At 62.1% G+C, this 11315-nt stretch carries 11 protein-coding genes; 2 read left to right on the top strand and 9 right to left on the bottom strand.

Translation table 11 applies throughout. The annotated features are described in order from the left end of the window. Positions 1-45 precede the first annotated feature (45 nt). The 9 genes from HU811_RS19290 to HU811_RS19250 are packed head-to-tail and all read right to left on the bottom strand — an operon-like array spanning position 46 to position 8447. Complete coding sequence (locus tag HU811_RS19290) at positions 46-1119, bottom strand: protein-glutamate methylesterase/protein-glutamine glutaminase (protein ID WP_186657533.1); 1074 nt, start codon at positions 1117-1119, stop codon at positions 46-48. A gap of 2 nt (positions 1120-1121) precedes the next feature. Beyond that, a complete protein-coding gene (cheD, locus tag HU811_RS19285) occupies positions 1122-1619 on the bottom strand; it encodes a chemoreceptor glutamine deamidase CheD (protein ID WP_092399033.1) in 498 nt (165 codons plus the stop codon). After that, on the bottom strand, positions 1616-2452 hold the full coding sequence (locus HU811_RS19280; RefSeq protein WP_092399031.1) for a CheR family methyltransferase: 837 nt from the start codon (positions 2450-2452) through the stop codon (positions 1616-1618). The genes cheD and HU811_RS19280 overlap by 4 nt, the downstream gene beginning before the upstream one ends. Continuing rightward, positions 2449-2985, bottom strand: coding sequence for a chemotaxis protein CheW (locus HU811_RS19275; protein ID WP_092399029.1), 537 nt, complete (start codon positions 2983-2985; stop codon positions 2449-2451). The genes HU811_RS19280 and HU811_RS19275 overlap by 4 nt, the downstream gene beginning before the upstream one ends. A 39-nt stretch (positions 2986-3024) precedes the next feature. Next, positions 3025-4683: a methyl-accepting chemotaxis protein gene (locus tag HU811_RS19270; protein ID WP_186657531.1), complete on the bottom strand. Its 1659-nt coding sequence runs from the start codon at positions 4681-4683 to the stop codon at positions 3025-3027. 33 nt (positions 4684-4716) lie between these two features. Then, positions 4717-6816 (bottom strand): chemotaxis protein CheA, encoded by a 2100-nt coding sequence (locus HU811_RS19265; protein WP_186657529.1) that lies wholly within the window; start codon positions 6814-6816, stop codon positions 4717-4719. Between the two features lie 39 nt (positions 6817-6855). Beyond that, positions 6856-7140 carry an STAS domain-containing protein gene (locus HU811_RS19260; RefSeq protein WP_092455266.1) on the bottom strand — a complete coding sequence of 95 codons (285 nt, stop codon included), beginning with the start codon at positions 7138-7140 and terminating at the stop codon, positions 6856-6858. A gap of 15 nt (positions 7141-7155) precedes the next feature. Beyond that, entirely contained in the window at positions 7156-7524 is a 369-nt protein-coding gene (locus tag HU811_RS19255) for a response regulator (protein ID WP_047227658.1), read from the bottom strand. An 11-nt stretch (positions 7525-7535) separates the two neighbouring features. After that, positions 7536-8447: a methyl-accepting chemotaxis protein gene (locus HU811_RS19250; protein WP_371913958.1), complete on the bottom strand. Its 912-nt coding sequence runs from the start codon at positions 8445-8447 to the stop codon at positions 7536-7538. Positions 8448-9079: 632 nt separating this feature from the next. Between HU811_RS19250 and HU811_RS19245 the strand changes: the two genes are divergently transcribed. Continuing rightward, a complete protein-coding gene (locus HU811_RS19245) occupies positions 9080-10426 on the top strand; it encodes an MATE family efflux transporter (RefSeq protein ID WP_186657523.1) in 1347 nt (448 codons plus the stop codon). A gap of 184 nt (positions 10427-10610) precedes the next feature. Continuing rightward, positions 10611-11279 (top strand): HAD family hydrolase, encoded by a 669-nt coding sequence (locus HU811_RS19240; protein ID WP_092455274.1) that lies wholly within the window; start codon positions 10611-10613, stop codon positions 11277-11279. Positions 11280-11315 lie beyond the last annotated feature (36 nt).

The following is an 11315-nucleotide window of genomic DNA, read 5'->3' as shown; positions in this document are numbered from 1 at the left end:
CAGCGGGAGCAAGCTCCCTCGCCACGAGGTTGTGGCACATCGGGCCTACCGATGCAAAATCACCTGTGCAATCTCCTGCAACCCCATTACCCGCTGCGCGGCGTTGAGTTTGATCGCTTCCTTGGGCATGCCGAAGACCACGCAGCTGGCTTCGTCCTGGGCCACGGTGCTGCTGCCGGCGTCGAGCATCTCTTTCAGGCCGCGGGCGCCGTCGTCACCCATGCCGGTCATGATGATGCCGGTGGCGTTGCGGCCGGCGAATTTGGCCACTGAGCGAAACAGCACATCCACCGATGGGCGGTGGCGGTTGACTAGGGGGCCGTCCACCACTTGTACGTGATAGAACGCGCCGCTGCGGGTGACCATCATGTGTTTGCCGCCCGGGGCGATGAGGGCCAGCCCCGGGTGGATGCGGTCGTTGTTGCGGGCTTCGCGCACTTCAATCTGGCACAGGCTGTTAAGTCGGGCAGCAAACGAGGCGGTGAATTTTTCCGGCATGTGCTGGACGATGACGATCCCTGGGCATACCCGTGGCAAGGCGGTCAGCACCGCTTCCAGGGCCTGGGTGCCGCCAGTGGAAGTGCCGAGCGCCACGATGCGCTCGGTGGTCTGGGCCATGGCATGGCCGTTGGCGGCCGGCAGCATGGCGTCGGCGGTGAGTTTGATGGCTGGGGTCAGCGGCGCCGGAGCAGGGCGCTTGCCCAGATTTCTGACGTTGACCTGGGCGGCGGCGCGGATGGCTGATATCAACTCCGGTGCCGACTCCAGCAGGAAATTCTTCAGGCCGCTGGTGGGCTTGGTGATGATTTCCACCGCGCCGGCGGCCATGGCTTGCAAGGTGGTTTCGGCGCCGCGGGGTGTCAGGGACGAGCAGATCACCACCGGCGTGGGCCGCTCGCTCATGATTTTCTTCAGGAAGGTGATGCCGTCCATGCGCGGCATTTCCACGTCCAGCACGATCACGTCGGGCCACTCTTTGGCCAGTTTGTCCATGGCGAAAATTGGATCGGACGCCGCGCCCATCACATGAATGTCCGGCGTGTCGCTGAGGATCGCCAGCAGTACCTGGCGAACCACGGCAGAGTCGTCCACCAGCAGTACATTTATCTTTTTTGACATGGTTAATGCCGGGTCCTTATCGGTTGATGCCTGACCCACACGTCGCCGCTGCACAGGTCAAAGATGATGCTTCGGTAACCGGTACTGCCCATGTCGTGGGCGATCAGGTCCAAGCGGTACAGCGCGGCCATTTCCAGCGCTGCGTTGACGTTCATGCGCGCCACGTCGCCGAACGGCACCTGGCGTTGCAGCTCCGGGAACATTTCACCGCCGCCGAACAGCTTGAGCTGGTAATCCTCGGGTTCGGTACGATGGGCCTTGGCCTGGCGGACGAACAGTTCGATGGCTTCGTCGGCGTACATGCCGTTCAGCGCCGTGGAGCAGCGCGCCCGGCTGGGCAACATGTAATGGCACATGCCGCCGATCTTGCGCTCCGGATGCCACAGGGTGACGGCTACACAAGAACCGAGAATGGTGCGCAGGCGAGTCGGGCTGGTGGCGAAACGAAACTCGCCGGGCGCCAGATACACCTCGGGCATTTGCTTCAGCGCGGCGCTCATGGCTTGCGATAAATCGAAGGTGCCACCAGTTTCAACGCATCGGATACGCCGTTGAGGCTTTCGGAGTGGCTTACGATGAAATACCCGCCGGACTTGAGCCGCGGGAGCAACCTGGCGACCACTTTACTTTTGGTGGGCTGGTCGAAATAGATCATGACGTTGCGCAGGAAAATCACGTCGAACTCCCCCAGTTCCGGCAGGGTGTCGTTGAGGTTGACCTGGATGAAATTGACCCGGCTGCGCAACGTCCGGTCAATGAGGAAGGTTCCTTGCTGGCGGCCGGTGCCCTTGAGGCAGTATTTCACTAGCAGCGATTGGGGTAGATTACGGGCGCGCTCCATCGGGTAATGCCCGGACCGGGCCTTGGCCAGCACCTGGCAGCTGATGTCCGAGCCAATGATTTCCCAAGGGGTGGTGCCCAGGTCTTCGGCCAGGGTCATGGCCAGGCTGTAGGGTTCTTCCCCCGATGAACTGGCGGCACTCCACAGGCGAAAGGTTTTGCCCGGCGTTGCATGGGGCAGCACATGCTGGCGCAGGAAATCGAAGTGCTTGGGCTCGCGGAAAAAGTAGGTTTCGTTGGTGGTGAGCAGATCCAGCGCCACCTGCAATTCCTCGGTGCGCTGGCCGTTCATGATCAGCTTGAAATATTCCCCGTAGCTGCCCAGCTCATAGTGTTTGAGACGCTTGAACAACCTTCCGGCCACCAGCGCCTTCTTGGCCGGGGACAGATTGATGCCCGCGGCCTGGTACAGCCAGGACTGAAACTGACTGAACTCCCGGTCATTGAGCGTCAGTGAGTTCACAGTGCGTTCCGTGCAGGTGTCGGTGTTCATTGCGTTTCAACTTCCAGGGCGGTTGGACTGGCCTGGGCCAACTGCGACATTTCATCGATGGACAGCACCCGATCCACCTCCAGTACGATCACGAACTTGCCGTCGACCTTGGCCATGCCACTGATGAAGTCGGCGCGAATCTTCGCCCCGAAACTCGGTGGCGGTTCGATCTGCGAAGCCGGGATCTCCAGCACCGCCGACACGGTGTCCACCAGCAGGCCGATGTCCTGGGCGTGACCATCCTCGGTGCTGGCCTCGATGATCACCACGCACGAACGCCGGGTGATTGCCGAGTTCTGTCGGCCGAATCGGGCCGACAGGTCCACCACCGGCACGACCGCGCCGCGCAGGTTGATCACCCCGCGCACAAAAGCCGGCATCATCGGCACCACCGTCAGGTTGCCGTATTCGATGATTTCCTTGATGCACAGGATGCCGATGGCAAACATCTCCGTGCCGAGCATAAACGTCAGGTATTGCGCGTCTTCTTCAACCGCGATGGCGGCTTGGCGTGTGGTCGCGATGGCACCCATGCCTTTTTCTCCTTTAAGCGAGCCTGTGGAAACGCACCGTCAAAACCGGGTGAATTCGGATTCGTCGGGTGCGCTGGCCATGTTGTAGGCAAACGCCTTGGGCATCACCGTCGCGGGAGCACGCACTGCCTTGCGACTGGACGGGCCGGGGGTGTTGTCCACTTTCAGTGGCTGGCTGGCCGATTTGGCCGGCGCGTCGAGGGTGAAGAAACTCATGGCCTGTTGCAGTTGTTCGGCCTGGCTGCTCATCTCTTCTGCGGTGGCGGCCAATTCTTCGCTGCTGGAAGCGTTCTGCTGGGTCACCTGGTTGAGCTGGGTCATGGCCGTGTTGATCTGCGCCACCCCGGCGGCCTGCTCTTCGGAAGCGGCGCTGATTTCCTGCACCAGGTCCGAGGTCTTGTTGATGGACGGGACCATTTCGTTGAGCAGGTGCCCGGCCTTCTCGGCCATGTCGACGCTGCTGGAGGACAGCTCGCCGATCTCCTGGGCCGCCACCTGGCTGCGTTCCGCCAGTTTGCGCACTTCGGCGGCGACCACGGCGAAGCCTTTGCCGTGCTCACCGGCGCGGGCCGCTTCGATTGCCGCGTTGAGCGCCAGCAGGTTGGTCTGGTAGGCGATGTCGTCGATGATGCTGATGCGCTGGGCGATTTTCTTCATCGCCACCACGGTCTGCTGCACCGATTCACCGCCGTCGGTGGCTTCCTTGGCGGCTTTGCTGGCCATGCCGTCGGTGACCTTGGCGTTTTCGGTGTTCTGGTTGATGCTGGCGCTCATCTGCTCGATGGAGGCGCTGGTTTCTTCGACGCTGGCGGCCTGCTCGCTGGTGGCCTGGCTCATGGATTGCGCGGTGGCGCTGACTTCTTCGGAAGCACTGGCCAGGTTGTCGGCGGCGTTGCGCACTTCACCGATGATATGGGACAGCTTGCCCACCATGTTCTGCATGGCGTTGAGGACCATGCCGGTTTCGTCTTTGGAGCCGCTTTGGATTTTCGCGTTCAGGTTGCCTTCGGCCAGTTGCTCGGCGACCGAAACGGCCTGCTTCAAGGGGCGAGAAATGATCCGGGAAATGAACAGCGCCAGGCCCAGGCCCACCAGCAGGGCGGCAATCAGCACGGCAATGATCGACAGGCGCGCGTTCTCATACAGCTCAGTGCCGTGTGCGCTGGCCACATCGGCCCCGCTGGCATTGAGCTCGACCAGTTTCTGCAGGTCGGCGGTCACCAGATCGAAATGACGTTTGGATTCGCCCTTGAGCAACGTCTGGGCTTCGGTGGTCAGGTTTTGCCGGGACAGCGCGAACAGGTCTTTGCTGACGGCCAGGTAAGCGACCCAGTCGCTGCGAGCGGTGTCGAAAAGCTGGCGATCCTCTGCGCTGGAGAGCAGCTTTTCATAGGTTGCCAGGCGTGTTTCGAAGCCCTGTCTGGCTTCCTCGGCTTCTTGTTCAATAGCCGTGCGCTCCTGCTCGGAGTCGGCCGTAATCTGGCGATTTTCCTTAAGGCGATAATTCGCCGCGTAGAAACGCATCCCTGAGGCGGCGCGCATCGAAGCCATCCAGTTTTCGCGGATATCGATGGTGGTGCCGTTGACCTCGTTGAGTTGGATGATCGAGAACACCCCCATGACGGCGGTCAACGCGAGCACCACCAGAAATGAGGTGATCAGTTTGGTGGCGATTCTAAGATCGTAGAACCATTTCATTGGGAAGTACCTCTCCATGGAATTGCTAAAGCGTCAGCGAACAGTGGCTTGTTGTAATGGGGGTGTGGTGTAGCGGTTGTCGGTTTGGGCGATCTGGGTCAGTAGCGCCGGCACGTCGAGAATCAACGCCACCGCGCCGCTGCCCAGAATGGTCGAGCCGCTGATGCCGCGCAGCGCGCCGAACAACTTGCCCAAAGGTTTGATCACGGTCTGGAATTCACCGAGCAGGTCATCCACCACCAGCCCGGCCTTGAGTTCGGCGTAGCGCACCACCACCACGTTCTGCCGACGTGAGGCCGGGCCTTCGTGGTTGAAGTGATCGCGCAGGTACACCAGCGGCAGCACTTCGCCGCGCAGGTCGAGGTAGCCTTGTTCGCGGCTGCAAACCCCGTCGTCCTCGCTCAGCTCGATGCATTCCTGAACCATGTCCAGGGGGATGACGTAGGTGGACTGGCCGATGCCCACCAGAAAACCATTGATGATCGCCAGCGTCAGCGGCAGGCGGATGCGCACCACGGTGCCCTGGCCCGGTTGGCTGTCCAGATCGACGGTGCCGCGCAGCAGGGTAATGTTGCGCTTGACCACGTCCATGCCGACGCCACGCCCGGAAAGGTTGGTGACGGCCTGGGCGGTGGAGAAGCCGGGTTCGAAGATCAGGTTGTAGATTTCCTGGTCGCTGGGGCTGGCGCCGGGGGCGACCAGGCCGCGTTCCTGGGCTTTTTCCAGAATCCGGTCACGGTTCAGGCCGGCGCCGTCGTCGGCGATTTCCAGCACGATGCTGCCCGAGTCGTGATAGGCATTGAGGTGCAGATGACCCTTGGCCGGTTTACCGGCCGCCAGCCGCGCCTCGGCGGTTTCGATGCCGTGGTCCATGGCGTTGCGCAACAGGTGCATCAGCGGGTCGCCGATTTTTTCCACCACGGTTTTATCCAGCTCGGTTTCCGCACCGCTGATGATCAGGTCGATGTCCTTGCCCAGTTCCTGGCTGACATCGCGCACCACTCGGCGAAACCGATTGAAGGTTTCCCCGATGGGGATCATGCGCAGACGCAAGGCGCCGTCGAGAATTTCTTCCACCAGCCCGGACACCGTTGAAGTCGATTCCTGCAACGAGTCGTCGTTGCAGTGGCGGGCTAGGAGGCTGGCGCCGGCGCTGGCGATAACCAGTTCGCCCACCAGGTTGATCAACTCGTCGAGCTTGTCGGCGTTGACCCGCACATAGGCGCCGTCCTTGGCTTTGCCGTCGCTGGTCGCCGGTTGCTTGTCGGGCGTGACCTGAGCGGGCATGCGCGCAGCCGAACGCTGGTCCGGCATCAGTTGGCCGGTGGTGACCATTGCCGTGTTGGGGTCATCCTGCTCTTGGAAGGTTGCAACCAGCCCGGTGTTCATCGGCGGCACAGGGTCATCAATGGCGACGATCTGGATCTGGCAATCTTCGCGCACGAAATCGAAGACTTCGTTGATCGCTCCGTGGCCGGCAGCCGAACTGAACTCAATGTCGAACCCCAGGTAGCAGGACTCGGCATCCCAGGTTTCGGCCGAGGGCATTGCGTCGGTCAGCGTGGTGATGTGGATGATCTCACCGAGGGTTTGCAGGTAACGCAGGAATGACAGCGGGTCCATGCCGTTGCGGAACACCTCCGGGCCAAAACGCAGGACGATGTGCCAGAGGCGCGTTTCGGCGGGCGCTTGTGGGTCGCTTGCTTCGGCGGCCTTCGGGGCTTGGACAGGCGAGGGCGTCTGATATTCCTGAAGGATCTGGCACAGCTCCATTTCCCGGGCCAGGGCCGGGGGCGCCAGTTTCGCGCCCTGGTTGGCCACCACATTGATCAGCTCCAGCATGTGATCACTGGACTTGAGCAACACGGCGATCAGGCCGGCGTCCACTTCGACGCTGCCGTTGCGCAGCCGATCGAGCACGTCTTCGACGATGTGGGTGAAACTGACGATGGGTTCCAGGCCGAACAACCCGGCCGAGCCCTTGATCGTATGGGCCGCCCGGAAGATCGCGCCGATGGCATCATCGTCGCCCGGATCGCTTTCCAGCTGCAGCAGGGACTCCTCCATCGCCTGCAACTGTTCTCGTGCCTCGACGATGAACGTTTGTTGTGCCTGATCGAGATTGATGCTCACGCTCATATCCTTTGTCGTGTCCCACGTGTTGCGAGGTCTCTATACAACCAGGTTGCACAGGGCGAGTGTTTCGGTGACGGCCTTGCTCTGGCCCGTTATCTCCAGCCGGGTACCGGCCTTGGGGGCCTCGCGCTGGACCATCAGCAGCAGTTGCAGGCCGGCGCCGTCCATTTCCGTGATCTGCGACAGATCCAGCGCCATGCGTGGCGTCGCTCCCAGGCGCGGCAGCCACTGCGCGGCGAGGTCGGCGGCGGTATAGATCGTCAGTTCGCCGTCGATCTGCACCTGCGCGGTGTCATCCTGTGTTTCGTACAGCAACGGCATTTCACTCTCCGCGAATCAAGGAAGAATCAGCTTGGACACCGCCGCCAACATCTGCGCCGGCTGGAAGGGCTTGACCACCCAGGCCTTGGCACCTGCCGCCTGGCCCTCGAGTTTTTTCGACTCCTGGGATTCGGTGGTGAGCATGATGATCGGCGTGAACTTGTAGCTGGCCAGCTTCTTGACCTCCTTGACGAAGGTGATGCCGTCCATGTTCGGCATGTTCACGTCACTGATGATCAGGTGCACCTTCTGGCCATTGAGCTTGCCCAGTGCATCCTTGCCATCGCTGGCCTCGATTACGTCGTAGCCGGCACTTTTCAGCGCGATGCCGACAACCTGCCGAACGCTCGCGGAGTCGTCGACAACCAATACACTTTTAGCCATGAACGGCTCTCCTAGAAGAAGGTTATTTCCTGTGAATTCTGTTGCGCGCCCGATTCGCCATGATGGTTGCGGCGTTGTTCTTCGGTGGCGTAAGTGGTTTCCATGCGCGCCAGCCATTGGCGGGCATCGATGGAAACGGCCTGGTCGGGCGACTGACTGGCCTGCTGCATATGCACATGCAGGTCCTCGATGTTGTCGCGCACGTGGCTGAGGATCTGGCTGACCCGATCCTGGAATTGCAGGTTGACCAGCACTTCGGTGAGCTCGTCGCGAATACCGAAGCTTTCCTGTTGCAACATGTCGGCCGATTCGGCCAACCGCCCGGTGACGCTCTTGAAGCGTTCCAGCACGCGCTGGATGCTGTCCTCGGAGACGGTGACCGACTGGCTGTCCTGATCCGCGCCGCTGGAGGCGGCCTGGACCAATTGAGTGATGGCGTTATTGATGATGTCGACCTTGGCCGACATCTGCTGGCCGGTCTCGCTGGATTTGCTCGACAGACTGCGCACGGCGTCGGCCACGACCGCAAAACCGCGCCCGGCTTCGCCCGCACGGGCGGCTTCGATGGCGGCGTTGAGGGCCAGCAGGTTGGTTTGCGCGGCAATGGCCGCGACATCGGCGGCCATGGTCCGCAGCTCGCCAGTGTAGGCGGTGAGGTTACGCACCTGGGCCAGGGTTTCATCGCGGCTGGCCTGGGTGGCTTTCAGGGAGTCGATGACCTGGACCAGCTCACCTTCGCTTTGGGCCAGTACCTGTACGGCGCCGCCACTGCTTTTGCCGGCCAGCTCACCGGCGGCCAGTTGCGAGGCTTGCACGGTGTCTTCCAGGCGTGAAGAAATACCGGTGAAGCGACTGGTCAGCGAGACAATCGCGGTTTCGGTCTGCTGCCGGGAGCTTTCCACCTGCTTGGCCCAGATCGGCATGGCACCGAGGATGACTTCGTTGAGTTGCGCGCCGGCCTTATGGCTCAGGTGGTCGGCGGCGTGCAGCGAGTGATGGGCAATGGCGGCGGCGACGGCTCTGTCGATCTGCTGGTGCTGGGCGCGGGCAGCCCACACGCCGACCCCGGCGCCAATGGCCAGGAGCACGGCGCACAACCCCAGGTTTTGTGTACTTGGACCGTTGAGAACCAGCAGGCCGACGCTCGCGATCAGGGCCACAAACAAGCTGGACCAAAGAATGCGCGGCGGAGTTTGGGATTGGGAATGACCGTGTGAATACGACGTCATGGTTCGGTCCTTGAACAGTGTTGCTAACAGGTTATTTGCGAATAACTGGTTATCTGCGACCCCACCCCGGACTTTAAGACCGGTCGTCCGATTCAGGCATGGCCGAGGGCGTTGACCTGCCCAGTGAGTGGCACTGTGCTACTTCAGGTTAGACGCAGTCCCTGAAATGTCGAGGCGCACTGACGAACAGATGAGTCGCGCACAACCCCCTCTACGTAGAGGGACTCTGTGGGGGCAAGCCTTGCTCCCACAGATATTCTCGCCACAGGGTTGGATTGAGCTAAATTACTTCCCACCGGATTTTGAACCTGCCATCACGAGCCCTCATGCCCACCCAGCCTCTCTGGAAAATCTACCTGCTGTTCCTGGCCCCCATGGTCCTGTCCAATTTCCTGCAATCCATGTCCGGCACGCTCAATAGCATCTACATCGGCCAGATGCTCGGCACCCAGGCATTGGCGGCAGTGTCGGGCATGTTTCCCATCCTGTTTTTCTTTATCGCGCTGGTGATTGGCCTGGGCGCGGGAGCGGGGGTATTGATCGGGCAGGCCTACGGCGCCAGGGAAACCGGCACGGTGAAGGCGATTGCCGGCACCACGTTGCTGCTGGCGGCGATCATCGGGCTAGTGGCGGCGGTGCTCGGCAGTGTGTTCGCGCGCCAGGCGCTGCAGGGGCTAGGGACTCCGGCCGATGTGCTGGAGGACGCGGTGTCCTATGCCCGGGTGATGATGTGGATCCTGCCGATATTGCTCGTGTTCGTGGTGTTTACCCAGTTGTTGCGCGGGGTGAGCGATACGCTGTCGCCCATGCTGGCGCTGCTGGTGTCCACCGGTGTCGGGCTATTGCTGACACCGGCGCTGATTCGCGGTTGGCTGGGGCTGCCGCAAATGGGCATCCAGAGCGCGGCGCTGGCGGGGCTAGTGGGTACGGCAGCGGCCATGGTCATGCTGGCGTGGCGCCTGAACCGTCGCGAGCATGCGCTGGCGCCGGACCGGGCGTTATTCGCGGCGATGCGCCTGGACATGGACATCCTCGGCAAGGTGTTGCGCATCGGCCTGCCCACGGGGTTGCAGATGGTGGTGATCTCGCTGTCGGAGCTGGTGATCCTGGCGCTGGTCAATGGCCACGGTTCCCAGGCCACGGCCGCCTATGGCGCGGTGACGCAGATCGTCAATTATGTGCAGTTCCCGGCGCTGTCGATTGCCATCACCGCCTCGATCCTCGGCGCCCAGGCCATCGGCGCCGGGCGTCTGGAGCGCCTGGGGCCGATCCTGCGTACGGGGCTGTTGATCAACGTCTGGCTCACCGGTGGACTGGTGGTCTCGGGGTATCTGTTGTCTCACTGGCTGCTGGGGCTGTTCATCACCGACCCGGCGGCGCGAATCCAGGCTGAGCACCTGCTGCACATCATGCTCTGGAGCCTGCTGGTCTTCGGCTTCCAGGCCGTGATCGGCGGCATCATGCGCGCCAGCGGCACGGTGCTGATGCCGGTGGCGATTTCGATCTTCTGCATCGTCGGCGTTCAGCTGCCCGTGGCTTACCTGCTGGACGCGCACTTCGGTCTGCAAGGGGTATGGATGGCGTTTCCGGTGGCTTACTTGAGCATGCTGGTGTTGCAGACCCTGTACTACAAGATGGTCTGGCAGCATCAGCGGATTGAGCGGTTGGTGTAGCTCACCGCTTTCTGACACAACAAAAAACCTGTGGGAGCGAGCCTGCTCGCGATAGCGTCGGCACATTCAGCATCGATGCGAGCTGACCCACCGCCATCGCGAGCAGGCTCGCTCCCACAGGGATTCGATGCTTGGCGATGTTACAGTGGCCGGCATTCTTCTACCGCCATCACCGAGGATCTCGATGTCTGCCCGCCCGCCCTCCAGTGTTTCCTACCGCGCCTTTCTCTTCGACATGGACGGCACGCTGCTCAATTCCATCGCCGCTGCCGAGCGGATCTGGACGCGCTGGGCCCTTCGTCACGGCGTGGAGGTGGCGAGCTTTCTGCCGACCATCCACGGCGTGCGCGCCATCGACACCATTGCCCGCCAGCACCTGCCAGGGGTAGATGCCCTGGCCGAGGCCGAGCAGATTACCCGCGAGGAAATCGAAGACGTGGAAGGTGTGGTGCCCGTGCCCGGTGCTGCGGCATTTCTGAACAGCCTGCCGCCCCTGCAATGGGCCATCGTCACCTCGGCGCCCATGGCGCTAGCCTTGCGCCGTATGGAAGCGGCCGGCATTCCTCGTCCGGCGGTGATGGTCACCGCCGAGGATGTCAGCGACGGCAAACCCAACCCTGCCTGTTATCGACTGGCTGCTGAGCGCTTGCAAGTCGCACCACAGGATTGCCTGGTGTTCGAGGATGCCGAAGCAGGTATCAAGGCCGGCGAAGCGGCTGGGGCGGATGTGCGGGTGGTGACGGCGACGCATACGCATCCGGTGGCCACCCCCCATCCGCTGATCAAGGATTACCGTGAGCTTGGCGTTGAGGTGGATGAGGCCGGACGGATGCGGCTGAACCCGACGCTGTGACCGCAGCAGAACCCCTGTGGGAGCGGGCTTGCTCGC

It is taken from the genome of Pseudomonas tehranensis (genome assembly GCF_014268615.1).
Taxonomy (GTDB): domain Bacteria; phylum Pseudomonadota; class Gammaproteobacteria; order Pseudomonadales; family Pseudomonadaceae; genus Aquipseudomonas; species Aquipseudomonas tehranensis.
This window is presented reverse-complemented; position numbering and strand designations above follow the sequence as displayed.

What these genes read in the sequence shown, in the direction of transcription:
- HU811_RS19290 (WP_186657533.1), bottom strand. Translation starts at nt 1,119, where the DNA reads ATGTCAAAAAAGATAAATGTACTGCTGGTGGACGACTCTGCCGTGGTT.
- cheD (WP_092399033.1), bottom strand. Translation starts at nt 1,619, where the DNA reads ATGAGCGCCGCGCTGAAGCAAATGCCCGAGGTGTATCTGGCGCCCGGC.
- HU811_RS19280 (WP_092399031.1), bottom strand. Translation starts at nt 2,452, where the DNA reads ATGAACACCGACACCTGCACGGAACGCACTGTGAACTCACTGACGCTC.
- HU811_RS19275 (WP_092399029.1), bottom strand. Translation starts at nt 2,985, where the DNA reads ATGGGTGCCATCGCGACCACACGCCAAGCCGCCATCGCGGTTGAAGAA.
- HU811_RS19270 (WP_186657531.1), bottom strand. Translation starts at nt 4,683, where the DNA reads ATGAAATGGTTCTACGATCTTAGAATCGCCACCAAACTGATCACCTCA.
- HU811_RS19260 (WP_092455266.1), bottom strand. Translation starts at nt 7,140, where the DNA reads ATGCCGTTGCTGTACGAAACACAGGATGACACCGCGCAGGTGCAGATC.
- HU811_RS19255 (WP_047227658.1), bottom strand. Translation starts at nt 7,524, where the DNA reads ATGGCTAAAAGTGTATTGGTTGTCGACGACTCCGCGAGCGTTCGGCAG.
- HU811_RS19250 (WP_371913958.1), bottom strand. Translation starts at nt 8,447, where the DNA reads ATGCCGATCTGGGCCAAGCAGGTGGAAAGCTCCCGGCAGCAGACCGAA.
- HU811_RS19245 (WP_186657523.1), top strand. Translation starts at nt 9,080, where the DNA reads ATGCCCACCCAGCCTCTCTGGAAAATCTACCTGCTGTTCCTGGCCCCC.
- HU811_RS19240 (WP_092455274.1), top strand. Translation starts at nt 10,611, where the DNA reads ATGTCTGCCCGCCCGCCCTCCAGTGTTTCCTACCGCGCCTTTCTCTTC.